The 24,228-nt window shown below is 64.9% G+C and carries 18 protein-coding genes; 10 read left to right on the plus strand and 8 right to left on the minus strand.

What is annotated here, in order from left to right:
• Window positions 1-96 precede the first annotated feature (96 nt).
• The gene (locus ACNJX8_RS29475) at window positions 97-1,689 is read right to left on the minus strand and encodes a hypothetical protein (protein ID WP_439357624.1); all 1,593 of its coding nucleotides are present in this window, start codon (window positions 1,687-1,689) and stop codon (window positions 97-99) included.
• 1,009 nt (window positions 1,690-2,698) lie between these two features.
• On the opposite strand from ACNJX8_RS29475, the gene ACNJX8_RS29480 reads away from it, so the two are divergent.
• Entirely contained in the window at window positions 2,699-4,087 is a 1,389-nt protein-coding gene (locus ACNJX8_RS29480; RefSeq protein ID WP_439357625.1) for an MFS transporter, read from the plus strand.
• 16 nt (window positions 4,088-4,103) lie between these two features.
• Here the strand turns inward: ACNJX8_RS29480 and ACNJX8_RS29485 are convergent, their stop codons facing one another.
• Window positions 4,104-5,708: a B12-binding domain-containing radical SAM protein gene (locus ACNJX8_RS29485; protein WP_439357626.1), complete on the minus strand. Its 1,605-nt coding sequence runs from the start codon at window positions 5,706-5,708 to the stop codon at window positions 4,104-4,106.
• Window positions 5,709-6,052: 344 nt separating this feature from the next.
• Here ACNJX8_RS29485 and ACNJX8_RS29490 point away from each other — a divergent pair, with 344 nt between their 5' ends.
• The 7 genes from ACNJX8_RS29490 to soxA all read left to right on the plus strand — a co-directional run bounded on the left by ACNJX8_RS29490 (window position 6,053) and on the right by soxA (window position 12,232).
• Window positions 6,053-6,502 (plus strand): (2Fe-2S)-binding protein, encoded by a 450-nt coding sequence (locus tag ACNJX8_RS29490; RefSeq protein WP_128935233.1) that lies wholly within the window; start codon window positions 6,053-6,055, stop codon window positions 6,500-6,502.
• Window positions 6,503-6,513: 11 nt separating this feature from the next.
• Entirely contained in the window at window positions 6,514-8,700 is a 2,187-nt protein-coding gene (locus ACNJX8_RS29495; RefSeq protein WP_439357627.1) for a molybdopterin cofactor-binding domain-containing protein, read from the plus strand.
• Window positions 8,701-8,754: 54 nt separating this feature from the next.
• Window positions 8,755-10,026 (plus strand): FCSD flavin-binding domain-containing protein, encoded by a 1,272-nt coding sequence (locus ACNJX8_RS29500; protein ID WP_439357628.1) that lies wholly within the window; start codon window positions 8,755-8,757, stop codon window positions 10,024-10,026.
• A gap of 199 nt (window positions 10,027-10,225) precedes the next feature.
• Window positions 10,226-10,663 carry a sulfur oxidation c-type cytochrome SoxX gene (gene soxX / locus ACNJX8_RS29505; RefSeq protein WP_439357629.1) on the plus strand — a complete coding sequence of 146 codons (438 nt, stop codon included), beginning with the start codon at window positions 10,226-10,228 and terminating at the stop codon, window positions 10,661-10,663.
• An 8-nt stretch (window positions 10,664-10,671) separates the two neighbouring features.
• Window positions 10,672-11,139, plus strand: a complete 468-nt coding sequence (locus ACNJX8_RS29510; protein ID WP_439357630.1) for a SoxY-related AACIE arm protein — start codon at window positions 10,672-10,674, stop codon at window positions 11,137-11,139.
• Window positions 11,139-11,456 (plus strand): thiosulfate oxidation carrier complex protein SoxZ, encoded by a 318-nt coding sequence (gene soxZ / locus ACNJX8_RS29515; protein ID WP_439357631.1) that lies wholly within the window; start codon window positions 11,139-11,141, stop codon window positions 11,454-11,456. The genes ACNJX8_RS29510 and soxZ overlap by 1 nt, the downstream gene beginning before the upstream one ends.
• Window positions 11,453-12,232, plus strand: a complete 780-nt coding sequence (gene soxA / locus ACNJX8_RS29520) for a sulfur oxidation c-type cytochrome SoxA (protein ID WP_439357632.1) — start codon at window positions 11,453-11,455, stop codon at window positions 12,230-12,232. Before soxZ ends, soxA begins: the two co-directional genes overlap by 4 nt.
• Window positions 12,233-12,259: 27 nt before the next feature.
• Here soxA and ACNJX8_RS29525 read toward each other — a convergent pair whose 3' ends face one another.
• Both ACNJX8_RS29525 and ACNJX8_RS29530 read right to left on the minus strand, forming a co-directional pair.
• Window positions 12,260-12,958: a cysteine hydrolase family protein gene (locus ACNJX8_RS29525; protein WP_128944006.1), complete on the minus strand. Its 699-nt coding sequence runs from the start codon at window positions 12,956-12,958 to the stop codon at window positions 12,260-12,262.
• A 67-nt stretch (window positions 12,959-13,025) separates the two neighbouring features.
• Window positions 13,026-13,979 carry a hypothetical protein gene (locus ACNJX8_RS29530; protein ID WP_439357633.1) on the minus strand — a complete coding sequence of 318 codons (954 nt, stop codon included), beginning with the start codon at window positions 13,977-13,979 and terminating at the stop codon, window positions 13,026-13,028.
• Between the two features lie 163 nt (window positions 13,980-14,142).
• Between ACNJX8_RS29530 and ACNJX8_RS29535 the strand changes: the two genes are divergently transcribed.
• Complete coding sequence (locus ACNJX8_RS29535) at window positions 14,143-17,619, plus strand: indolepyruvate ferredoxin oxidoreductase family protein (RefSeq protein WP_439357634.1); 3,477 nt, start codon at window positions 14,143-14,145, stop codon at window positions 17,617-17,619.
• Between the two features lie 289 nt (window positions 17,620-17,908).
• Here ACNJX8_RS29535 and ACNJX8_RS29540 read toward each other — a convergent pair whose 3' ends face one another.
• The 4 genes from ACNJX8_RS29540 to ACNJX8_RS29555 form a co-directional block, all read right to left on the minus strand.
• Window positions 17,909-19,639 (minus strand): FAD-dependent oxidoreductase, encoded by a 1,731-nt coding sequence (locus ACNJX8_RS29540; RefSeq protein WP_439357635.1) that lies wholly within the window; start codon window positions 19,637-19,639, stop codon window positions 17,909-17,911.
• A 58-nt stretch (window positions 19,640-19,697) separates the two neighbouring features.
• On the minus strand, window positions 19,698-20,717 hold the full coding sequence (locus ACNJX8_RS29545) for a S1C family serine protease (protein ID WP_439357636.1): 1,020 nt from the start codon (window positions 20,715-20,717) through the stop codon (window positions 19,698-19,700).
• 82 nt (window positions 20,718-20,799) lie between these two features.
• Window positions 20,800-21,249 (minus strand): hypothetical protein, encoded by a 450-nt coding sequence (locus ACNJX8_RS29550; RefSeq protein ID WP_128944011.1) that lies wholly within the window; start codon window positions 21,247-21,249, stop codon window positions 20,800-20,802.
• A 211-nt stretch (window positions 21,250-21,460) separates the two neighbouring features.
• Window positions 21,461-23,059, minus strand: coding sequence for a GMC family oxidoreductase (locus ACNJX8_RS29555; RefSeq protein ID WP_439357637.1), 1,599 nt, complete (start codon window positions 23,057-23,059; stop codon window positions 21,461-21,463).
• A gap of 198 nt (window positions 23,060-23,257) precedes the next feature.
• Here ACNJX8_RS29555 and ACNJX8_RS29560 point away from each other — a divergent pair, with 198 nt between their 5' ends.
• On the plus strand, window positions 23,258-24,046 hold the full coding sequence (locus tag ACNJX8_RS29560) for a thermonuclease family protein (protein WP_439357638.1): 789 nt from the start codon (window positions 23,258-23,260) through the stop codon (window positions 24,044-24,046).
• Window positions 24,047-24,228: the final 182 nt, after the last annotated feature.

Raw genomic sequence — 24,228 nt, forward strand, 5'->3', positions numbered from 1 at the left:
GAGCAACGAGAGTGACTTTGGCGCCTTGTTCATGTCGTTCCCTTCTGAATCAGCCACCACAACCTTTCGTCCCGCCGAAATGCAACGAGCCCATTCTCAGCGCTGCAGCGCATCCAGCCGTTCCTTCGCTTCGCGAATACCGCCCCGGTATGCCCTAGCGTAGAGCTCACGCGCCTTGGCCGCTTCGCCGCGCGTTCCATAGGTACCCCAGGCGGCTAAAATCGCCGGATCATATGTCTCGGCGAGCATGAAACTTGCCTGCGCAATGTCCTTCTCGGCCGCGAGCTCGAGGACGATGCGCGCCGCACCGATATTACCCTGATCGAGCAACGCCCTGGCGCGCGGGATCAATCGGGCCTCCGCCTCGTTTTGGTTTGCGGCTGTCGGCGGCTCCGCTGCGGTCACTTCCACGTTCTGCGTCGCCGGCAAGATCGGGGCTTCATTTGCTTGCTCCACCGGAAGGCGCGCATCGGTGGGGGCCCATGCCGATGCGCGGTCTCTTTGCTTGGCTTCGGTCGCGCTCCGCTCCTGTTGCAGCGACTGCCGCAGTTCAGCAATCTCTCGGTCTGCGGCCTGTCTCTGCTGCGAGGTCGCATCGTTCGCCTCGCGCAATTGCACGTTTCGGGTTTCGATCTCACGGCGCGTTTCAGCGAGTTCTCTTTCCAACGTGGCGGCGTGCGCCTGGGCCTCTTCGAGAGCGCGACGTTGTTGTTCGGCATTGGCCATTGCCGCCTTCGCCGCTTTGGCCTCGGCGACAAGGTCGGCGTTCTTCCGCTGCTCATCTTGCAAAGACTGCCGCAGCTCTGCGATCTCCCGCTCCGTCGCCTCCGTTTGTTCCGCGGCCGCAGCTTCCGCCATGAGCGATCCGCGAGGAATTCCGGCAAGTTCGCTCGCGAGTGCGGCGGCGCGTGCCTGCGCCTCGTGGCGTTCCTGCTCCGCGTTCGCCGCTGCTGCCTGCGCGGTGTTCGCCTGCTTCACGAGGAGGCCGCTTCTTTGCCGCTCCTGTTGCAGGGACTGCTGCAGTTCTGCGATCTCTCCCGCCGCCGCCTCTCTCTGCTGCGCGGCCACATCGTCCGCGTTGCGGGATTGTGCCTTACCGGCATCGATCTCGCGGCGGGCTCCGGCAAGTTCGTTCGCGAGCTCGGCGCTGTGGGCTTGCTCCTGTTGAAGTGATTTCCGCAGCTCCTCACCGGCGAGTTCCGCCGTCTGCGTGCGCTGGACTGCCTCGTCGAGCTCTCTGTTCGCCTCGGCCAGCTCGTTGGCGAGCGCTTCAATGCGCGGAGCCTCTTCGTCCAGCCGCGGCTGTGGTCGCACCACGCTTGCCGGCTCCGCCTGCATCAGGGCTCCGGCCGTTTCGCGCTGAAGGAGAGCTAGCGATCCGGTCGTGATTTCCGGCCGCTGATTGAGGCTGAGGGCGCTCTCGTCGCCGGCGCGCGTCATGTCCGGAAAGGGTTGAGGGTGGAATGGCTCGAACACCCCGAGCAAGGAAGCCCCAACGAGGATGACGGGAACAAAAATTGCCACCGCCACAAGCCAACTGCCCGATCGTTCCTCCTCTGGATCGACATCCTCGATCACGGGACACCAATGGGTCGGCGCAGGATTGATTGGAGAGCCGTCCTGCCAGACCCATTTGCCTGCCTCCGATGACCAATGGCCGACCTCAACAGCCCCGGTCGCATCTTCCACCCAGATGCCTTCTCCGTTCCTCGGTGCAGTCTCAATTGGTCGGCGCATGGATCACGCCTCTCTCGACAGCAACTCCAGTGGAGCGAATGGCCCGGCCTGTTCGCATGGTTACAGTCCTCGATCAGAACACGCTTAGATCGAAATAACTGTCTATAATTATTAAATAATTAAATATATTAACTATATAATTTTGACCCTGCGCAAAAGTCAAATTAAATCAACCGGTACGGCATAGCCGGCACCGGAGCATTGGCCGAAGCACGTCTGGTCCATCCCGACGGAACTCCAGTTCGAAGGCCGCGCCGCGGTCTGGCGCGCTGTTCAACATTGCCATCAACAGATGAATGCGCGCTCTGTCTTCCCCTTAGGGAAGAGGTCCCCTCTCCTGGCGCGGTCGTGCGAATTCATAGGCTAACGGCGAAGTAGATGTGCCGCTCGGCCACATCGCAATCGAGATAACAGGCAGGCCCGCACCTCGGGTGATCGCGGCGGCATCGACCGCAGACAAGCGACGATTTGCGATCAGGTTCGGCGCTGACGCTGCCCTGGACTACACGGGCGAGAGGTGGCGCGATGAGCTCAACGAGCTGACGTCGTCCGGATCAGTTGACGACAGCGAGCATCCGGTCAGTTGGGCGCGTGGCGATGAGATGAGCGGATGCGCTGAACTTGCTCGCGAAGCGGACATCGCGCATTCAAGCGAACCTATGCGGGCCTTGTGACCCCTCGCTGGCAGCATAGCATTTTGCCGGTGTTTTGCCCGACGTGTCAACGTCGCGGCGACGACGGGTGTCATCCCGGGTGCAGTTTGAAAATCCCTTGTCGATCAAGCCCATCTCTACTGTGCATGGGGTTGTTTTCGCACTTTTTGTCTGAGCGCACAGCCGCGGACGGCGCATACACTGCATGCGTGCTTGTCTCTGTGGCAGGCCGCCCGGCCGTAGTACATGCCGAAAGCCCCTTTTGGCCACGCCGCCGGAGCAACACGCCAGGCAATGACAATAAGAGAATGACAATCACGTTACCTGCCGCGGCGCGCGAGCCCGATCACACCACGTCCGATGGCCTGCCGGCCGCGCAGCGGCGCTGGGCCATCGCCGCGATCTTCACCGCGCTCGCGATGGCCTCGCTCGACACCGCGATCGCCAACATCGCCCTGCCTGCGATTGCCGCCGACTTGCATGTCACGCCGGAGCAATCGGTCTGGGTCGTCAACGTCTATCAGATCGCGCTGGTGGCGACGCTGTTGCCGCTCGGCGCGCTCGGCGAGATCGTCGGTCACCAGCGCATCTATCTCGGCGGCCTGATCCTGTTCACCGTCGCCTCGCTGTTCTGCGCGGTGGCGTGGTCGCTGGACAGCCTGCTTCTCGCGCGCACGCTGCAGGGCTTGGGGGCCAGCGGCATCATGAGCGTCAACACGGCGCTGGTGCGCTTCGTCTATCCGGGCCGGATGCTGGGCCGCGGCTTCGGCCACAACGCGCTGGTGGTCGCGACCGCCTTCACCTTCGGACCCTCGATCGCCTCCGCCATCCTCGCGCTCGGCCCGTGGCCGTGGCTGTTCGCCGTCAACATCCCGTTCGGCCTGGTCGCGATCGGCATCGGCTTTGCGATGCTGCCGAACACACCGCGCGCCGATCACGGCTTTGACTTTCTCGGCGCCATCCTGGCGTCGGCCTGCCTTGGCCTTTTCATCACCGGCATCGGCAGCGCCGCGCACAATTTGTCGCCGGTGGTCGTGGGCATCGAGCTCGTCTCGGCGCTCGCGCTCGGCTTCATCCTGACGCGCCGCCACGCCGACCATCCCGCGCCGATGCTGCCGATCGACTTGTTCAGCCGGCCGATGTTCGCGCTGTCGGCGGCGACAGCGGTCTGCTCCTTTGCGGTGCAGGGTCTCGCCTTCGTCTCGCTGCCGTTCTACTTCGAGGACGTGCTCGGGCGCTCGCAGGTCGAGACCGGATTCTTCATGACGCCATGGCCGCTGGTGGTCGGCATCATGGCGCCGATCGCCGGACGCCTGTCCGACCGCCACGCGGTCGGCCTGCTCGGCGGCATCGGCCTCGTGCTGCTCGGCCTCGGCATGGCGCTGCTCGCGATGCTGCCGGCCAATCCCGCCATTGCCGACATCATCTGGCGGATGGTGATCTGCGGCATGGGGTTCGGCTTCTTCCAGGCGCCGAACATGAAGGCGGTGATGTCGAGCGCGCCGCCGCATCGCAGCGGCAGCGCCTCCGGCATCGTCGCCACCGCGCGCCTGACCGGCCAGACCACGGGCGCCGCGCTCGCCGCGGCCTGCTTCGCACTCGCGGGCCACGACGGCGCGACATTGGCGCTGGCGCTCGGCGCAGGCTTTGCCGCGCTCGGCAGCGTGATGAGCTTCCTGCGACTGGCAGTGAAGTAACCGCTCAAGCCAGGTGTCAGGCCGCCGTCACGTCGGCAGTCGCCGGAGCGACGGTTTCGTTGTCCAGCGCCGCCAAGCGCTCATCGATGGCAGCGATGACCTTGCGCGAAAACGGTCCGAGATGGGCGTAGGCGGCGATCATCTGCACGGCGATGCGTGCCGATGACGTGTCGCGCTTGGCGCAGTTCATGAAGGTCTGCCACAGCGGCCCGCGCGCCTCGGGAAGGGCGCTGACCACACGGTGCACCGTCTCCATCGCGCCGAGCTTGGCGCGGATATCGCCTTCCGCGAGCTCGTGGCGCTGCCGCGAGCGATCGAGCAGCGTCATCAAACGGTCGACGCGTCCTGCATACGCTGCCGGGCTGTAGATGTGCTCAAGCACCCGCTTGTAGTCCATCAGGATGTCGCGCAGCGGGCGCACCGGATCGAAGTTGATCCCGGCCGTGCACTGATCGGCGCCGATGGTCGGCGCCACATCGTGGCCCGCGTGGAGCCGGCCTTCGCGCTCCAGCCGGCGCGTCAGCTGCGTGTTCGGCAAGGCATAGAGCAGGCCGACCATGCTGACGGGGATCGCGGCCTCCTCGATGAACTCGATCATGGACTCCGCCATCGAGACCTTCTCATTGTCGAAGCCGACGATGAAACCCGCGGTGACGAGAATGCCGGCGGCGTAGATCTTGTGAATGCTCTCGGCGATGTTGCGCCGGGTGTTCTGCTTCTTCCGCATCGCGACCAGGGTTGCCGGATCCGGACTTTCGATGCCGACGAAGATGCCAAAGAAATTGGCCGCCCCCATCAGCTCCAAGAGCTCCGGATCGTCGGCGAGGTTGACCGAGGCTTCGGTGGAGAATTCGAACGGATAGCCGTGGACGCGCTGCCATTCGGCGAGCTGGGGCAGGAACAGCCGCAGCGACTTCTTGTTGCCGATGAAATTGTCGTCGACGAAGTCGAGATGGCCGCGATAGCCCATTTGGTAGAGCGTATCGAGCTCGCGCAGGATCTGCTCGTTCGTCTTGGTCCGTGGGACGCGTCCATAGAGTTCGATGATGTCGCAGAACTCGCAGGTGAACGGACATCCGCGGGAATACTGCACACCGAGATAGAGATAGTCGTCGAACTTGAGCAGGTCGAAACGCGGCACCGGCGTCTTGGTGACGTCGGCCTGGAATTTCGGCGCGGTGAAGACGCCGGACCGTGCGCCGCTGTCCCAGGCTGTGATGAATTGGTCGATGACGCTCTCGGCCTCGCCGAGCACCCGGAAGTCGGCCCGCTCGTAGATGTGGGGGCTCGAGGTGGGATCGGGCCCGCCGACCACCACCGGCTTGCCCGCCGCGCGGCAGAGCTCGATCAGACGCAGCGTGTCGGCCTGCTGCGGCAGCATTCCGCCGGTGAAGACGACGTCGGCCCAGGCGAGATCGTCGTCGCCGAGGGGCGCCGTGTTGCAATCGATCAGCCGGACCGTCCAGCTCTCGGGCAGCATCGCGGCAACGGTGATCAGGCCCAGAGGGGCGGCAGGGCGCTTGACGCCCAACACTTTGCAGGATTCGCCAAAGGTCCAGAAGGACTCCGCCGAGAACAGCGGGTAGAGCATCAGCACGTTGCAGGGACTCGGCACGTTCATGGAACTCCTGTTGGCGGCGGCGCAGTGTATCAAAGCGCCTGCGTCTTGCACCCCGGCAAAAGGGACAAACTGTCGCCGCTGTACAGCGGCGATGCGGCCCGGAACCAGCGTTCACGGCCGGACGTCGCCTCAAACCGTGGATTGGCGCCCACGGAAGAGGTGCCAATCCGAATCGATTGAGAAGGGATGAGGCAAAACAACGCCCCGGTCCATACTTTCAAGCAGGAGGGCCATGCATCCCGGCCACCCCGCCCCGCGGACTCTTGATTTGAACGGTTCCAGTTTGCCGGACACATTGCGCCGCTGAGTTCAATCGGTGGATTGGGCCAATCAGGGGACTTGCGATGGCAAACCTAACAATCAACGGAAAAACCTTCACCCTCGACGTGGAGCCGGATACGCCGCTGCTCTGGGCGATCCGCGAGAATGCCGGCCTGACCGGCACCAAATATGGTTGCGGCATTGCACAATGCGGCGCCTGCACGATTCACATCGACGGCGTCGCTATGCGCTCCTGCGGCGTTTCGGTCAGCGAGGCCGAGGGCAAGAAGATCACCACGATCGAAGGGCTCGCATCCGGGAATTCGCTGCACAAGGTGCAGGAAGCCTGGATCGCCCAGGACGTGCCGCAATGCGGCTATTGCCAAAGCGGCATGATCATGGCGGTCGCGGCACTATTGAACGAGAAGCCGAAGCCGACCGACGCCGACATCGACGAGGCCATCACCAATATCTGCCGCTGCGGCACCTTCCAGCAGGTGCGCGAGGCGATCCACACGATCGCAAGCGCGTAAGGAAATCCCACATGAACAAGCATGTTTCGCCGCGGCTCAACCGCCGCGCCTTCGTCATCGGCACGGCCGCGGTCGGTGCCGGTCTCGCAATCGGCTTCGACCTTCCTTTCGGCGGCCCCGCCGTGGTCCGCGCCGCCGACGGCTCGCCCGAGGTCGGCGCCTGGGTCGTGGTCCGGCCCGACGACACCATCGTGATCCGCATCGCCCGCTCCGAGATGGGCCAGGGCTCGCTGACCGGCCTCGCCCAGCTCGTCGCCGAGGAGCTCGAATGCGACTGGACCAAGGTCACGACCGAATATCCAACGCCCGGCCAGAGCGTCGCCCGCAAGCGTGTCTGGGGCGATTTCTCGACCGGCGGCAGCCGCGGCATCCGCTCCTCGCAGGACTATGTCCGCAAGGGCGGCGCCACCGCGCGCGTGATGCTGATCCACGCCGCCGCCGATGCGTGGAAAGTGCCGGCATCCGAATGCACGGCCGCGAACAGCGTCATCACCCATGCGCCCTCGGGCAGGACCACGACCTACGGCAAGGTCGCCGAGGCTGCGGCGAAGCTGACGCCGCCGGCGGACGTCAAGCTGAAGGATCCGAAGGACTGGAAGCTGATCGGCAAGGGCGTGAACCGGCTCGACACCGCCGACAAGACCACCGGCGCCATGACCTACGGCATCGACGTCAAGCTGCCGGGCATGCTCAACGCCGCGATCAAGGACTGCCCGGTGTTCGGCGGCAAGCTGAAGAGTTTTGACGAGTCCAAGATCTCCGGCATGAAGGGCGTCAAGAAGGTCGTCAAGGTCGGGGACACCGCGGTCGCCGTCGTTGCCGACACTTGGTGGCACGCCAAGACCGCGCTGGAGGCGCTGCCGATCGTCTGGGATGAGGGCGACAACGCCAAGGTCTCCAGCGAGTCGATTGCGAAATGGCTGACTGAAGGCCTCGACGACGCACAGCCGGCCTATGTCGGCAACAAGAACGGCGACGCGAAGGCCGCGATCGCCAGTGCCGCCAAGAAGATCGAGGCAATCTACAGCTATCCCTACCAGAACCACGCCACGATGGAGCCGATGAACGCCACCGCGCTCTACACGGCGGACAAATGTGAGGTCTGGTGCGGCACGCAGAATGGCGAGGCGGCCTTCGCGGCGGTGCTGGAGGCGTCGGGCTTGCCGGCGGAAAAGTGCGACGTGCACAAAGTGATGCTCGGCGGCGGCTTCGGCCGGCGCGGCCAGACCGACTATGTCCGTCAGGCGGTCATGATCGCCAAGCAAATGCCGGGCACACCGATCAAGCTGTTGTGGTCGCGCGAAGAGGACATGGCGCACGGCCGGTATCATCCGATCACCCAGTGCAAGATGACCGGCGCGTTCGACGCCAACAACAATCTGGTCGCGCTGCACTACCGCCTGTCCGGGCAGTCGATCCTGTTCTCGCTGCGCCCCGAAGCGCTGCAGAACGGCATGGATCCGGCCGCATTCCAGGGCGTCGCCCAATCCGGCGAGGCCGCGTTCGGCTATTCAGTGCCGAACCTGTTGATCGAGCATGCGATGTGCAACCCGCACGTTCCGCCCGGCTTCTGGCGCGGCGTTAACGTCAATCACAACGCGATCTACATGGAATGCTTCATGGACGAGCTGGCCCAGGCCGCTGGCCAGGACCCGCTCGAATTCCGCCGCAAGCTGATGGGCAATCACCCCAAGCACCTCGCGGTGCTCAATGCCGTCGCCGAGAAGATCGGCTGGACCACGCCGGCACCGCAGGGCGTCTATCGCGGCATCGCCCAGGTCATGGGTTATGGCAGCTACGTCGCCGGCGCGGCCGAAATCTCGGTGACCGACGGCAGCAAGATCAAGGTGCATCGCATCGTCGCCTCCACCGATCCCGGCTATATCGTCAATCCGGCGCAGGTGGAGCGGCAGATCGCGGGCTCCTTCGTCTATGGCCTCTCCGCGCTGTTCTACGGCGGCTGCACCGTCAAGGATGGCAAGATCGAGCAAACCAACTTCGACACCTACAACTCGATGCGTATCAACGAGATGCCGAAAGTGGAAACGGTGATGGTGCCGAGCGGCGGGTTCTGGGGCGGCGTCGGCGAGCCGACCATCGGCGTCGCGGCGCCCGCGGTGCTCAACGCCTACTTCGCGGCGACGGGCAAGCGCATCCGCTCGGTGCCGCTGCGCGACCAGAACATCACCTTCGCTTAAGAGAGCGCTGCGGCTGCCACAATGGCAGCCGCAGCATTTTTCCGGACAAGACTCATGAACGCGTCGGTGACACGGCGGAATGCCATCCTCGGCATCACCGCCGCGGCCACATCGCTCGCCGCACCTTCGATCCTGCGCGCGCAATCGGCGGGCCGCATTGTCGTGGTCGGCGGCGGCTTTGGCGGCGCGACTTGCGCCCGCGCACTCAAGCGCGCTGACGCGAAATTGCAGATTACCCTGATCGAGCCGAACAGGACTTTCATCTCCTGCCCCTTCAGCAACGAGGTAATCGCGGGCCTGCGCGATATGGAAGCGCAGCAGTTCGGTTACGATAAGCTCGCCGCCGAGGGCATCAGCGTCGTCGCTCAGGCTGCGACGACCATCGACACGCAAAAGCGCAGCGTGACGGCCGCCGATGGCGAAGCGCTTGGTTATGACCGTCTCGTGCTCTCGCCCGGTATCGACTTCCATGTCGAGGCTCTGCCCGGCTACGACGACGCTGCGTCGGAAAAGATGCCCCACGCCTGGAAAGCTGGTCCGCAGACACTGCTGCTGCGCAGGCAGTTGGAGGCGATGGCGGACGGTGGCACGGTCGCGATTGCGATCCCGGCCAATCCCTCGCGTTGCCCGCCGGCACCTTACGAGCGCGCCAGCCTGATCGCGCATTATCTCAAGACCACGAAGCCACGCTCGAAAGTCCTGATCCTCGATGCCAAGGACGCCTTCTCCCAGCAGCGGCTATTCGAGAGAGCTTGGAAAGAGCTCTACGGCGACATGATCGAGCGCGTCGCGCTGTCGCAAGGCGGCCGCGTCACCTCGGTCGATGCGGCGAGCAAGACCATCGTCACCGAGTTCGGCAACTACACGCCTGACGTTGCCAACGTCATTCCGCCGCAGCGCGCCGGGCGCATTGCCGAGATCGCAGGCGCTGCGGATGCCACCGGCTGGTGCCCGATTGATCCTGTCACTTTCGAATCGAAGCTCGTCAAAGACATCCACGTCATCGGCGACGCCTGCCTCGGCGGCGGCATTCCCAAATCGGCTTCCGCTGCAAGCGCGCAAGGCAAGGCTTGCGCCGCCGCGATCATCGCTTTGCTCGCGGGCCGCACGCCGGAAGCGCCGCGGCTGACGGGCGTCTGCTACACCACCGTCGCACCTGGCTATGGCTTTTCGCTTGCCGGCAACTACCAGCCGAAAGGCGACATCTTCGCCGAGGTCGAAGGCGGCGCGACCAGCCCGGTCGATGCCCCGCGCGAGCTGCGCACCCGCGAGGCAGCCGAGGCGGAGCACTGGTTTCAAACCATTACGGCGGATTGTTTTGGCTAATGCAATGGTGAGACGAAGCTGTCACCACCAATCCGGTGCGCTCCCTCCCCCGCCTGCGGGGGAGGGCTGGGGAGAGGGTTTCTACACAATCGAGAACCCCCAAGAGGAAAGAGCCCTCACCCGCGCCCTCGGCGCGACCTCTCCCGCAAGCGGGAGAGGTAAGTGGAGCTCGCGGCTAGATTTCTCGTCACACAACCGATTGATTGTCGCTGCGCTGGTCGCGGCAAATCTTACACTTGCGGGTGGTGCGACTGCCGAAGACCTAGTGCCTTACAAAATCGTCGGCGATGGCATTCCGGCTTCCCTCACGGGCTCGCCGGGCGATGCCGCGCGCGGACGCGCGCTGATGCTGGCGCGCACGACGACTTGCATCCTCTGCCATTCCGGTCCCTTCCCAGAAACGCGTTTCCAAGGTGATCTTGCGCCCGATCTCACCGGTGCCGGGAACCGCTGGACGGCGAGCCAGTTACGGCTTCGGCTGGTCGATGCGTCGCACTTCAACCCGCAGACCATCATGCCGTCCTACTATCGCAAGGATGACCTCGTGCGTGTTGGACGCAGTTTCGCCGGCAAGCCGATATTATCGGCTGCGGAGATCGAGGACATCGTGGCCTTTCTTGCAACGCTTCGGGACTAGGACTGATCATGCCGACCACGCGACGCCAATTCTTGAGCCTTGCCGGCAGCGTGACGGCCGCCGGCGCGATCCCGATCGTGACGCTGCGGCCGGTCGAGGCGACACCCGCGATGCTCACCACCGCGATCCGCAATATCGTCGGTGAGGCGCAAATTCGCACGGGCAAAGTCAAGCTCGACATCCCGCCGCTGGTCGAGAACGGCAACACGGTGCCGATGACGGTGAGCGTCGCAAGCCCGATGACGGCGGACGATTACGTCAAGACCATCCACGTCTTCAACGAGAAGAACCCGCAGCCGAACATCGGCAATTTCCATCTCGGCCCTTCGTCCGGCCGGGCCCAGGTCTCGACCCGGATCCGGCTCGCCGACAGCCAGAAGGTGGTGGCGATCGCGCGCCTGTCCGACGACAGCTTCTGGCAGGTCGTCGCCGACGTCGTCGTGACGTTGGCCGCCTGCACCGAGGAGATCAACTGATGGCCGCCCTCATCAACGTTCCCGCAAAGGCCAAACGCGGCGAGATCATCGAGATCCGCACGCTGACCTCGCACATCATGGAGACCGGCTTCCGCCACACCGCGGACGGCAAGCTGGTGCCGCGCGACATCATCACGAGCTTCAGCTGCCGCTACAACGGCGCCGAGATCTTTCGCGCCGATCTGTTTCCGGCGATCGCCGCGAATCCATATTTGTCCTTCTTCACTGTGGCCAAGAAGAGCGGCAAGTTCGAGTTCGAATGGATCGGCGACAACGGCTATTCGTCCACCGCATCGGCATCGATCATCGTCGAATGAAGTCTTGGCGCGCGATAGCGGTGGCGGCGCTGACCGCCACGGTCCCTGCCCTCCTCGCAGGTGAAATCCCGCCCGAGGCGCGCCGCTCCGGCTATTCCTTCATGGGACCCGACACGCGCGCGATGCAGGATGATGATACGTCCAATCCGGGCATGCTGTTCGTGCTCGACGGTCAGGCACTGTGGGGAAAGAACACCGGCAGTGCAGAGAAATCCTGCGCAGATTGCCATGGCGATGCACGTAGCAGCATGAAGGGTGTCGCGGCGCGCTATCCGGCTTTCGACAAGGCGCTCGGCCGTCCCGTCACGCTCGACCAGCGCATCAACCTCTGTCGCGGCAATCACCAGCAGGCGACGCCGCTGCCCTATGAGAGCCGCGACCTGCTGGCGTTGTCCGCCTTCGTCGCCCATCAATCGCGCGGCGTTCCGATCACCGCTGGCGATGATCCGCAGGTAAAACCCTTCATCGAACAGGGCCGCGACCTCTTCATGCAGCGCGAGGGCCAGCTCAATCTCGCCTGCGCCAATTGCCATGACGACAATTTCGACAAACGTCTTGCCGGCGCGCCGATCACGCAGGGACAGCCGACCGGCTATCCGCTCTACCGCCTGGAATGGCAGACGCTGGGGTCGCTGGAGCGGCGGTTGCGCAGCTGCATGACCGGGGTGCGCGCTCAGGCTTATGATTACGGTTCGCCCGAGCTTGTCGCGCTCGAGCTTTATCTGATGTCGCGAGGGCGCGGCCTGCCGATCGAGACGCCCGCGGTGCGGCCGTAGGCGATAACGGCCTGGACTGGCTGTCGTCTAAGCCGTCGAAGCCTTCATCGCCTCCAGGACTGCGGCCGAGCTAGCGACCCAGCCGAAGATGCCGCCCTGGGCCTTGATCATCTTCAGGCCCATCTCGTGAAACTCGGGAAAGTAGGATGCGCAGCCGTCGGAGATGACGACGCAGCGATAGCCGCGGTCGTTGGCCTCACGCACGGTGGTGTTGACGCAGACTTCCGTGGTGACGCCGCACACCAGCAAATTCTCGATGCCGTATTTCTCCAAGACGTTGCCGAGCTCGGTGGCGTAGAATGCACCCTTGCCCGGCTTGTCGATCACGATCTCACTGTCGAGCGGATAGAGCTCGGGAATGATGTCGTGGCCGGCCTCGCCGCGGATGAGGATGCGCCCCATCGGGCCGGGATCGCCGATGCGCAACGACGGCGCACCGCGCTCGACTTTCGCCGGCGGCGCGTCGGAGAGGTCAGGCAGATGGCCCTCCCGGGTGTGGATCACCAGCATGCCAGTGTCGCGCGCGGCCTTCAGCACCGCGCCGATCGGCTTCACCGCGCGCCCGAGCTGGCTGACATCATTGCCGAGCGTCTCGCCGAAGCCGCCTGGCTCGAGAAAATCGCGCTGCATGTCGATGATGAGAAGCGCGGTGGCGGGCCAGTCGAGCCTGATCGGCTCAGGCTCGGCGCTGATGACGCCGCCTGTCGGTTTGGTTGAGTTCAGCATGATGCCAGCCCCTGCAAGAACACCCGTTGCTGGAACTTCTGCAAGCGCCGTGCCACCGCTCGGCCCCCTACCCTCCCGCCCCGTACAGCCGCCGATACTCGTCCTCATACGGCGCATAAGACTCCTTCAGCGTCGCCATGTTCAGCAGCATGGTCGCTACCATCGTGCCCGCCTTGTCGAACACACGCGTCTTGGCCCAGGCGCTCTCCGTGCGGCGGCTGCCGGAGAGCGCGACCACCTCCCGCTCGACCTCGTAGTCCTCATCGACAAAGAGCGGCCCCTGCACCAGCCTGATCTCCTGATCGGCGAACAGGCCGACCGCCGGGCCCTTGGCCGGCAGCGGATCGTCCTTGGAGCGGTACTGGAACAGCACGCTCAGCATCTCCATCGGGATAACAGGCTTGCGCCACGGATTGTCGGTGCCGGAATAGTACGGCGAGTTTTCGGTAATCACGGCGAGCTTCTGCCGGAGAGAGAACGGATAGAGGTCGCCCATGATCTGGTCGAACGCCATCCGCACCGTCTGCCGCCTGCTCGTCTGCGCCACCTTCACGTCGCGCAGGATCACGGGATCGGCGAGCGGCTTGAGCTCGCCAAGGCGTGCTTCGAGCGCGGTCGCTGCGTGCGGCTCGCCGACCGAGGCTGTGCCGCGCAGCACCTCGGTGCCATCGCGCTTGACCATCTGGATCTGGCATTGGCGGGTAGCAGGCAGCGGCTTCGACAGGATCGCCTGCACCTCCTCACCCTCATAGCAGACGCTGCGGTAATGCGCGGAGAGGCACCCCGTTTCGAACCAGGCGCGTCCCCACAGCCGTTCGCCGAGCGGCGCGAACTGGCTGAAATGCGTGGGCCCCTCGATGGTGCCGCCCTTGAAGCCGAGCTTCTGTGCGGTTGCGTCGTCATGGATCGAGGCGTGCGCGTCGTAAGTTTGCGCTTGCAGCATCTGGCGCGGCCGGCGCCACGGCCCGATCAGGGCCTCGGCCGTCTCAGTGATCTCGGTGTCGAATGCGTTTGCAGCCATGGTGTTCTCCACAAGCAGCCATGACTAGCAGGAGCGCCACGGATGCGGCCAGCGATATTGACTTCGCCCGTGCATGCCTTTGACTGTCACAATTCGCGTCGCGCCGCCGCAATCCTTCCCGCAGCGCAAACCCCACGCCCAACGAGAGCCGAGGACTTCCGAAATGACGCTGATGCAGGTCGAGCTGGACGATAAATACCGGCTCGAATCGAAGCGGATCTTCCTGTCCGGCACCCAGGCCCTGGTCCGCTTGCCGATGTTGCAGCGCGAACGCGACCGGCTCCAGGGCCTCAACACCGGCGGCTTCATCTCGGGTTATCGCGGTTCCCCACTCGGCATGTACGACCACGCGCTGTGGCGCGCGAAGTCTTTCCTCCAGCAGCATGACATAGCCTTCGTCCCCGGCCTGAACGAGGATCTGGCCGCGACCGCCGTCTGGGGCAGCCAGCAGGTCGGCCTGTTTCCCGGCGCCAAGGTCGATGGCGTGTTCGGCATCTGGTACGGCAAGGGGCCGGGCGTCGATCGCTCGGTCGATGCGCTCAAGCACGCGAACGCAGCGGGCACCTCGCTCAATGGCGGCGTGCTGGCGCTGGCCGGCGACGACCACGGCTGCCAGTCCTCGACGCTGGCGCATCAGAGCGAGCAGGTGTTCGCCGCGGCGCTGATCCCCGTGATCAATCCCGCCACGCTCCAGGATTATCTCGACCTCGGCCTCTACGGCTTTGCGTTGTCGCGCTTCTCCGGCTGCTGGGTCGGCTTCAAGGCGATCAGCGAGACCGTGGAGAGTTCGGCATCGATCTACAGCGATCCCGAACGCATCAAGATCGTGCTCCCCGACGATTTCGAGATGCCGCCCGGCGGCCTCAACATCCGCTGGCCGGATCCACCGCTGGACGCCGAGAAGCGCCTGTTCGGCCCGAAAATGGAGGCGGTGCAGGCTTTCGCCCGCGCCAACCAGCTCGACCGCATCGTGCTCGATTCCAAGCCCGCGCGGCTCGGCATCGTCGCCACCGGCAAGGCCTATCTCGACCTGCGCCAGGCGCTCGCCGACTTGGGGATCACCGACAAGGACGCGCAGGATCTCGGCCTGCGCATCTACAAGGTCGCGATGACCTGGCCGCTGGAGGAAAGCGGCGCCAAGCGTTTCGCCGAGGGCCTTCAGGAGGTCCTCGTGGTCGAGGAGAAGCGCGGCTTCATCGAAGACCAGCTCATGCGCATCCTCTACAACATCGATGCGTCCAGGCGCCCGACAGTCACGGGCAAGCGCGACGAGCGCGGTGCACCGCTGCTGCCGAGCGAGGGCGAGCTGACGCCGACCATCGTCGCCTCTGCGCTGGTGGCGCGCTTACGTAAGCTCGGCCATCACAGCCCGGTGCTGGAACAACGCCTGGCGCGGCTCGAGGCGTTCGACAAGCCTGTCACCACCAGCGCGCCAATCAAGCTCGCGCGCACGCCGTTCTTCTGCTCGGGCTGCCCGCACAACTCCTCGACGCGCGTGCCCGAAGGAAGCCGCGCCATGGCCGGCATCGGCTGCCACGGCATGGCCCTGAGCATGCCGACGCGCCGCACCGATCTGATCTCGCATATGGGCGCCGAAGGTGTGAACTGGATCGGGCAATCGCCCTTCACCACCGAGAAGCACATCTTCCAGAATCTGGGCGACGGCACCTATACCCACTCAGGTCTTCTCGCGCTACGCGCCGCTTCCGCCGCCGGCATCAACATCACCTACAAGATCCTCTACAATGACGCCGTCGCCATGACCGGCGGCCAACCGGCCGAAGGCAGCTTCAACGTCGCGCAGATCGCGCATCAGGTCTGGGCCGAAGGCGTCAAGCGTCTTGCGATCGTTTCGGACGATCCGAGCAAATATCCGCAAGGAAATTACTTCCCGCACGGCGCGACCATCCACCATCGCCGCGAGCTCGACGCCGTGCAGCGCGACCTGCGCGACATCAAGGGTCTCACGGTCATCATCTACGACCAGACCTGCGCCGCCGAAAAGCGCCGCCGCCGCAAGCGCGGGCTCTATCCCGATCCGGCCAAACGCGCTTTCATCAACGAGCTCGTCTGCGAAGGCTGCGGCGATTGCTCTCAGGCCTCCAACTGCGTCTCGGTACAACCGCTGGAGACCGAGTTCGGCCGCAAGCGTCAGATCGACCAGTCGAACTGCAACAAGGACTTTTCCTGCGTCGAGGGCTTTTGCCCGAGTTTTGTCACCGTGCATGGCGGCAGCCTGAAGCGCGTGAAGACGTCAGCGGTCGATTCCGGCCAGCTGTTCGCCGACCTGCCGCTACCGCCGGCGCGCGAGCTGGACGGTCCCTACAACATCCTCGTCACCGGCATCGGTGGCACCGGCGTCATCACCATCGGCGCGCTGCTCGGCATGGCCGCTCATGTCGATGGTCGCGGCTGCTCGGCGCTCGACTTCACCGGCCTGTCGCAGAAAAACGGCGCCGTGATGAGCCATGTCCGCATCGCGCCGAAGCCGGAAGACATCTCCGCCGTCCGCATCACCACCGGCGGCGCCGACGTCATCCTCGGCTGCGACATGATCGTCTCAGCCGGTCCCACTGCGCTGAGCCGCGCCGAGCGCGGCGTGACCAGGGCCTATATCAACGCCGACCTGCAGCCGACCGCGAGCTTCGTGCAAAACCCCGATCTCGATTTCGAGATGGGCGCGATGCAAACCGTGCTGCGCGACGCGATCGGCGACAAGAACCTCGACATCATCGACGCGACAGGCATTGCCGCCGCGCTGATGGGCGATAGCATCGCGACCAATCCCTTCATGCTCGGCTTCGCCTTCCAGAAGGGCGCGATCCCGCTGTCGCTGGAGGCCCTGCTCCGCGCCATCGAGATCAACGGCGCCGCGATCGAGATGAACAAGCTCGCCTTCACCTGGGGCCGCCTCGCCGCCCACGACATGTCGCGGGTGCGCAGCGTGCTCCAATTCAAGAACAGAGCGGCCGCGCCGACGAAGTCACTCGACGATGTCATTGCGACCCGCGCCGAGTTCCTGACTGGCTATCAGGATAAGGCCTATGCCGAGCGCTACCTTACAGCTGTCGCCAAGGTGCGCAAGGCGGAGAGCGCGGCCTCGCCGCGCTCCACGGAACTGACGCAGGCCGTCGCAAAGAACCTGTTCAAGCTGATGTCCTACAAGGACGAGTATGAGGTCGCGCGGCTCTATACCGACGGGAGCTTTGCCAAGAAGGTGTCGGAAAAATTCGACGGCGACTTCACGCTGAAATACCACCTGGCGCCACCGATCTTTGCGAAGCGCGATAACGCGACGGGCCGGCTCCAGAAGCAGGAGTTCGGCGGCTGGATGATCCACGCTTTCCGCGTTCTCGCGAGGCTCAAATTCCTGCGCGGCACCGCGTTCGATCCGTTCGGCCGCACCGAGGAGCGCAAGACAGAGCGCAAGCTGATCGAGAATTATCTCGGCATGATCGATCAGCGGATTGCGAGACTGAAGGCCGAGCAGATCCCGCTGCTGGCACAGCTTGCGCGCGTGCCGGAGACGATCCGCGGCTTCGGTCACGTCAAGGAAGCCAACATCAAGCAGGCGGCGGCCGAGACAGCACGGCTGGAGGCGGAACTGGAGAACAGCCGCTTTGCGGCGGCTGCGGAATGACGGGAAGCGCGAGCTGTCTCTACGCCGTCATTGCGAGGAGCTCGCGACAAAATTGCGTAGCAATTTTGCGCTGATGCGACGAAGCAATCCAGAGTCTTTCCGCAGAGGTAACCTGGATTGCTTCGCTACGCTCGCAATGACGAGATTGTGGAATGCGCTCGCCACACACTCGGTGTCATCGCCAGGCTTGACCGGGCGATCCAGTACTCCGAGACAGTTGTGATTAAGCCCATAAGCCGCGGCGTACTGGATGCCCCGCCTTCGCGGAGCATGACTGCGGTGGAGATGGCTAGACCGACGTCGTGGCAACGCTTGATGCGATCGACGCTACACCACCCTCCGCCAAATGCCGCCCCGCGATGTACCCGAACGTCAGCGCTGGCCCCAGCGTGATGCCCGGGCCCGGACAGTTGCCGTTCATGATCGAGGCCATGTCGTTGCCGCAGGCATAGAGGCCGACGATCGGCGTGCCATCCGCGCGCAGCACGCGCGCCTGCGCATCGACCTTCATTCCGATCGCGGTGCCGAGATCGGCCGGATGGATGCGCATCGCGAAGAATGGCGCGCGGATAATTGGCGCGACGCAAGGATTTGGCTTGTGAGCGGCATCGCCGAGATGACGCTGGTAGATGGTGCTGCCGCGGCCGAATTCGGGATCGCGGCCCTCTTTCGCACCGGCATTGTAGGCCGCGATCGTCGCCGCGAGCGTAGACGGTTTGATGTCGATCTTCGCCGCGAGCTGCGCAACGTCAGGCGCCTCGATCAACTCGCCGCTCGCCACATAGCGCCGATAATTGCGCGTGAACGGCTTGATACGGCCGAGACCGTAGCTCCACAGGAACTCGCGGTCGCAGATGAGGTAAAACGGCCGGTCCGGCTCGCCATTGCCGTCGCGCAGCATGGCGAGCACGAATTCGTGGTAGGACAGCGCCTCGTTGACGAAGCGCCGGCCTGCGGCGTTGACGGCGATCACACCGGGCTTGGCGCGATCGGTCACCGTGTGCGGGAAGACGCCACGGCTGCCGTCGGCACGGCGGAACAACGAGGCCGGCACCCAATAGGCCGGGCTGGTCGCGTCCGTGTTGAGCGCGGCACCGGCAGCAGCCGCAAGCCGAAACCCGTCGCCTGTCCCTGATGGGTTGGTGGCCGAAACAAAACCGGCAGCGGCCGGGAAGAACCGTTTGCGCAAGCGCGCATCGTGCGAGAAGCCGCCGGTCGCGAGCACCACGCCGCGGCGCGCCGCGATCAGGCGATCGCGGGCGCCGTGTCGGATCACCACACCGGCCACGCGATCGCCTTGCATCGACAAATCCTCGACATCGGCGCTGAAGAGGATTTCGACCCGCCGCGCCAGAAGCGAGGCATACAGCCGCGCGGCGAGCGCATTGCCGAGATGCACCGTGGTGCCGCGCGGCGCGCGCAAGCGCTGCCACGCATACGCTGAAACCAGCCGCGCTGTGCGTAACGTCGATCGCAGTGATTTTCCGACCTGGCGCAGATGCGAATTGTCGAGACCGTTGACCATCATCCCGCCGAACAGCGTGAATTCCGGCAGCGGCGGCCGTAAGCGCGCAAAAGCCTTGCCAAGCCGCGTGCCGTCGAACGCCACCGGCTCCAGCACGCGGCCGCCGGACGTCGCACCCAGCCGCTCCGGATAATAGTCCGGATAGGCTTTCACCGGCCGGAGCCGCAATTCGGTGTTGGCTTCGAGATAGGCGATAGCTTCCGGTCCGCGCGCGAGGAAGGCGGCGCGCAGGCCGGCATTGGCCGGCTCGGGCACCGTGCTCGACAGATACTGCACGGCGTCCGCGACGCTGTCGGACAGCCCCGCCTCCTTCATCTTGGGATTGGCGGGGATCCAGACCGTGCCGCCGGACCATGCGGTGGTGCCGCCGACGAAGGCGGTCTTCTCGATCACCAGCACACGCAGCCCTTCGGCGGCCGCAACGGCCGCCGCCGTCATGCCGCCGGCACCGGCGCCGATGACAACGACATCGTAGGTCTCATGTGCCGGCATCATGCGGCAAGGTTCCGGGAGCGAGGCATGACCCCGTCATACCTCGCTCACCGGCCCGCAGCTAGCGCGCCTTCTTGCGCTCGACCGGGTCGATGTCGATCGCCCGCAGGCGTCCGAGCCGCAATACGTTCATGGCCAGCCGCCGGCCGATGCGGTCGCGGTCGAGCACGCGGATCAGGTCGTCGACGCCGTTGATCTCGACACCGTCGAGCCTGACGACGACATCGCCGGGCAACAGGCCCGCTTTCGCGGCCGGGCCGTCCGGCTCGATCTGCATCAAGAGCGCGCCCATCTTGTTCTCGACACCGGCCAGCACGGCATGCCGCCGCGGGACCGGCGCGGTTTGCCCGGCAACGCCGATATAGGCGCGGCGGACGTAACCGTGGCGGATGATCTCCGACAGCACGAATTGCGCGGTGTTGCTGGCGACCGCAAAGCAGATGCCTTGCGCACCGTTGATGATAGCGGTGTTGATGCCGATCACCTCGGCATTCGAGGACACCAGCGGGCCGCCGGAATTGCCCGGGTTGAGCGCGGCATCGGTCTGGATCACGTCCTCGATGGTGCGCCCGCTAACCGAACGGATCGAGCGGCCGAGCGCCGAGACCACGCCAGCGGTCACGGTCGATTCGAAGCCGAGCGGATTGCCGATCGCAATCACGAGTTGACCGCGCCGCAGGTTCTTGGAATTGCCCAGCGCAGCATAGGGCAAATGGCGCACGCCATTGGCGCGCAGCAGCGCAAGGTCAGTGTCGGGATCGACGCCGAGCACCTGGGCATCGCCGACATGGCCCTCGACGTCGCGCAGCCGGATCTCCTTGGAGGAGCCGACCACATGGCTGTTGGTGAGGACGAGTCCGTCCGGCGAGATCACGATGCCCGAGCCGAGCCCACCGCGCTCGCGGCCGTTCGGCACTTTCGGCCCGGTCTCGACCCGCACGACCGCCGGGCCGACGCGATCGGTCACGTCGATCACGGCATTGGAATAGGCATCCAGCAAGGCCCGGTCATCGGCCGGGGCAGACGCCGTCGTTCGCGATGACGATGCGTCACCGGCGATATCTGAGGTGAAGTCCAACATGGCAAGAGTCCTTGAGGCTCACACAGATGGTGGCCTGTTCCCTCCAGCGCAAGTGGCCCAACCGGGGCGCAGAGCTGGGCTGCTAGGGGGCCCGCCTCAGCGAGCCGCCTCTTGCCTTGACCGGATCGAGCAGCGACCAGTCTCCATCCGGGAGCACGTGGCCCTTGGGGAATGGTGCGCGCAGCTCAAGCCCGAGCGAGCCCAGCACGCGGTCGTCGCGGTAGTAGCATTGCAGCACGACGCGGACGAGCGTTGCGGCGGCGACGCCGCCAGAGCTGCGGAACTCCTGCGCAACGCCATCGCGCGCGGCAGGCTCGAGATCGGCAAGCGGCATCCCCGCGAGCCGCGCCAGATGATCTAGCGCTGCCACCACCAGCTTGGTGTCGCGGCCGAGCGTGGCCAGCATGTCGGCCTGGATGATGTCGTCATCGGCGCCCGGGACGCGGTATTCCTCGCTCGCCGGAATGATCATCGCGGCGATCGTGCGCAAGTCCTTGCGCTGCCGAGGCGTGAGGGTGAGCTGATCAGTCATTGGGGCCTCGCGTCGGAACGTTGCGGCTAAGGGTGACGGTGCGCTCCCTCCCCCGCTTGCGGGGGAGGGTTGGGGAGAGGGTGTCTCCGCAAAGAGACGCCTCCAGAGGAAAGAGCCCTCACCCGCCGCGCTCTTCGAGCGCGTCGACCTCTCCCGCACGCGGGAGAGGTGCAGCGAGTTCGTGGCGGGTTCGGTGCATCCATCACGCGCCTCAGTCGAACAAATTGGCGAGGCGCTGCTTCATCTGATCGGCGATGTAGAGCGCGAGGGCCTGGATGGTGGACGTCGGGTTCACCCCACCCGAGGTCACGAAGATGCTGCCGTCGACGATGAAGAGGTTCTTCACGTCGTGCGAACGGCCCCATTCGTTGACGACCGAGCGTTCGGGATCGGTGCCCATACGCGCGGTGCCGAGCAGGTGCCAGCCGCCCCACGGAATCGGCGAATTGATGCAGATGTCGGCCGCCCCCGCCGTTTCGAGAACCTCGCGGCCGCGGGCCAGCGCATGCTCCATCATCTTCCGGCTGTTCTCGCTGATCGTATAGTCGATCTTCGGCGCGGGAATGCCGTGACTGTCCTTCAGCACGGGATCGAGCGTGACGCGATTGTGCTCTTCGGGCAGGTCCTCGCAGATCGCGGAGAAACCCAGCCGATGGCCATTGAGCTTGCGAAAGACGCGATGGTGATCGGCGCCCCAGGGCAGAATGCCCTTCTGCTCGCTGACGACGGCCTCGAACACCGGCCCTGCCCCGCGCACGAATTGCACGCCGTAGCCGCGCACGAAGCCGCGCGACAGGTCCGTGTCATACCATTGCTTGCTCCACAGGCACGTCGGCGGCGCGCGGTTGGAATCCGTCGGCTCCTTCACATAGCCGTAGATCTGCGCATAGGGATGGAACATCAGGTTCTTGCCGACGAGGCCGGACGAATTGGCAAGGCCGTTCGGGAAGCGCCCCGAGGCCGAGTTCAGCAGCAGTCGCGGCGTGCCGACGCCGTTGCAGGCGATGATGACGACGTGCGCGGGCTGAAACTGCTCGACGCCGTCCTTGTCGTAATAGACCACGCCCGAGGCCATGCCGTTCTCGTCGGTGGTGATCTCACGCACCCGGCAATGGGTGCGCAGCTCGACGCCGGCGCGGATCGCATGCGGCCAATAGGTGATGTCGGTGGAAGACTTTGCGCCTTGCGCGCAGGCCGGCGTGCAATGGCCGAGATTGATGCAGCGCGCCCGGCCCTCGTAATCCATGGTCGCGACCGTCGTGTCGGACGGCCACCAGTGCCAGCCGCGCCTGTTCATGGCCTTGGCGATGATGGCGCCTGACAATCCGAGCGGCTGCTGCGGCATCGGCGGATGCGTCAGCGGCGAAAGCGGATCGCCTGACAAGCCCGACGTGCCCATCATCCGGTCGTTCTCCTCGAAGAACGGAGTCAGCGCGTCATAGTCGATCGGCCAGTCGTCGGCGACGCCGTCGAGCGTCTTCACCTTGAAATCGGACGGATGCAGCCGCGGCCAGTGCGCGGTGTACATCACCGTCGAGCCGCCCACCGCGTTGTAGTTGACGACCTTGATCGGCGAATGGTCGTCATTGATCGGGTAGTCCTCGGGCCGGCCGCGAACGTTGGGGCTCGACGACCATTCGCCGTAGAACTTGGCCTCCCAGTCGCGGCCTGTGCTGGGATATTCCGCCGGATTCATCCAGCCGCCCTGCTCAAGGCAGAGAATGTGCATCTTGGTCTCGGCCAGCGACCACGCCACCGCCGCGCCCGAAGCGCCGGCGCCGATGATCAGGACGTCCACGGGGTCTTTCATTGCAACCTTGTCCTCCCCCTCGCCGCTTCCGGGCGATTCGGCCTCTGCAATCCGCAAGGCCCGCGAACGATAGGATCAGAGCAATGGCTGAGTAAAGCCGCGAGGCCGGAATGTCGCACTTCGCAGGGCGCAGACCATTGGTATCGCCACATCCGGATGCTAGGAACAGGGCGCACGAGCCATCGATAGCGAGATCGTATGTCCATCCGAAATTTCTTTGCCCCCGCCCGCGCTTTTGCGCTCGTTTCGTTTTTCGCCTTGTCCGGATTTCTGGCCTCGTCGGGGCCGGCCTCCGCGCTGACTGCCGCCGCGACGGTCCGCGACGGCAACTCGATCCAGCTCGGCGACGTCACCTACCGGCTCGACGGCGTCGACGCACCCGAGCTGGACCAGGTCTGCATCGACGATCACGCCGATTCCTGGGCCTGCGGCATCGAGGCTCGTGACCAACTGGCGAAGCTGATCGGCAAACGGACGGTGCGCTGTGACGACGTCGGACCGGAAAAGAGTTTTGGCAAGCGGCACCGCGCCATCTGCACGGCCGAGGGCGACAAGGCCAGCTTGAACGAGCAGCTGATCAAGCTCGGCTTTGCCCTCGCGCGCGAGCCGATCAAGGCCAACGTCAAGCCGGCGGCCACCGAAGCCAAGACGGCGGCGGTCGGGATCTGGAAGGGCTGCTTTGTTGCACCGCAAGATTTCCGTGGCGGCAAGAAGGACGGCGCGCTCCTCGGCGCCGCGTGCCGCCCAGACCGCGACAAGGAGATCCGCGCCGTGCTGTTCCCGGAGGAGCTGACGATGCCGCCGAGTTGCAGCATCAAGGGCAAGCTCGCGGTGCGCGCACGCGTCACCGGCAATATCGGCATCTATCATTTGCGGGGCTGCCCGAGCTATCCGGCGACCACCAAGCCCGACCGCTGGTTCTGCTCGGAGGATGACGCGCAGGCCGCCGGCTTCCGCAGGGCCTACAACTGCCGTCGGCCGAAGTGAAAAATTCCTTCACACATCCGTGAGTGGTAGTCCGAGACCGTATTGATCCGGAATTGAACTCGATCGGGGGTTGCGCCATTTGTATGGTTACGCAAGCGCCTTGCGCGAGCGTTTCCTTGGCAGCAATCCGACTTCGGTCCGATTGCCTTGCTCGGGCGTTTCCTCCCTAGACTTGGGCCGCT

Origin of the sequence: Bradyrhizobium sp. SPXBL-04, from assembly GCF_051853035.1 — a bacterium.
Taxonomy (GTDB): Bacteria; Pseudomonadota; Alphaproteobacteria; order Rhizobiales; family Xanthobacteraceae; genus Bradyrhizobium; species Bradyrhizobium zhanjiangense.

Bases quoted from the DNA above. Each gene is read 5' to 3' on its own strand.
- ACNJX8_RS29490 (WP_128935233.1), top strand. From the start codon at position 6,053: ATGGCAAACCTAACAATCAACGGAAAAACCTTCACCCTCGACGTGGAG.
- ACNJX8_RS29550 (WP_128944011.1), bottom strand. From the start codon at position 21,249: ATGACTGATCAGCTCACCCTCACGCCTCGGCAGCGCAAGGACTTGCGC.
- ACNJX8_RS29545 (WP_439357636.1), bottom strand. From the start codon at position 20,717: ATGTTGGACTTCACCTCAGATATCGCCGGTGACGCATCGTCATCGCGA.
- ACNJX8_RS29495 (WP_439357627.1), top strand. From the start codon at position 6,514: ATGAACAAGCATGTTTCGCCGCGGCTCAACCGCCGCGCCTTCGTCATC.
- ACNJX8_RS29530 (WP_439357633.1), bottom strand. From the start codon at position 13,979: ATGGCTGCAAACGCATTCGACACCGAGATCACTGAGACGGCCGAGGCC.
- soxZ (WP_439357631.1), top strand. From the start codon at position 11,139: ATGGCCGCCCTCATCAACGTTCCCGCAAAGGCCAAACGCGGCGAGATC.
- ACNJX8_RS29560 (WP_439357638.1), top strand. From the start codon at position 23,258: ATGTCCATCCGAAATTTCTTTGCCCCCGCCCGCGCTTTTGCGCTCGTT.
- ACNJX8_RS29535 (WP_439357634.1), top strand. From the start codon at position 14,143: ATGACGCTGATGCAGGTCGAGCTGGACGATAAATACCGGCTCGAATCG.
- soxA (WP_439357632.1), top strand. From the start codon at position 11,453: ATGAAGTCTTGGCGCGCGATAGCGGTGGCGGCGCTGACCGCCACGGTC.
- ACNJX8_RS29540 (WP_439357635.1), bottom strand. From the start codon at position 19,639: ATGATGCCGGCACATGAGACCTACGATGTCGTTGTCATCGGCGCCGGT.
- ACNJX8_RS29555 (WP_439357637.1), bottom strand. From the start codon at position 23,059: ATGAAAGACCCCGTGGACGTCCTGATCATCGGCGCCGGCGCTTCGGGC.
- ACNJX8_RS29510 (WP_439357630.1), top strand. From the start codon at position 10,672: ATGCCGACCACGCGACGCCAATTCTTGAGCCTTGCCGGCAGCGTGACG.
- ACNJX8_RS29500 (WP_439357628.1), top strand. From the start codon at position 8,755: ATGAACGCGTCGGTGACACGGCGGAATGCCATCCTCGGCATCACCGCC.
- ACNJX8_RS29480 (WP_439357625.1), top strand. From the start codon at position 2,699: ATGACAATCACGTTACCTGCCGCGGCGCGCGAGCCCGATCACACCACG.
- ACNJX8_RS29485 (WP_439357626.1), bottom strand. From the start codon at position 5,708: ATGAACGTGCCGAGTCCCTGCAACGTGCTGATGCTCTACCCGCTGTTC.
- ACNJX8_RS29525 (WP_128944006.1), bottom strand. From the start codon at position 12,958: ATGCTGAACTCAACCAAACCGACAGGCGGCGTCATCAGCGCCGAGCCT.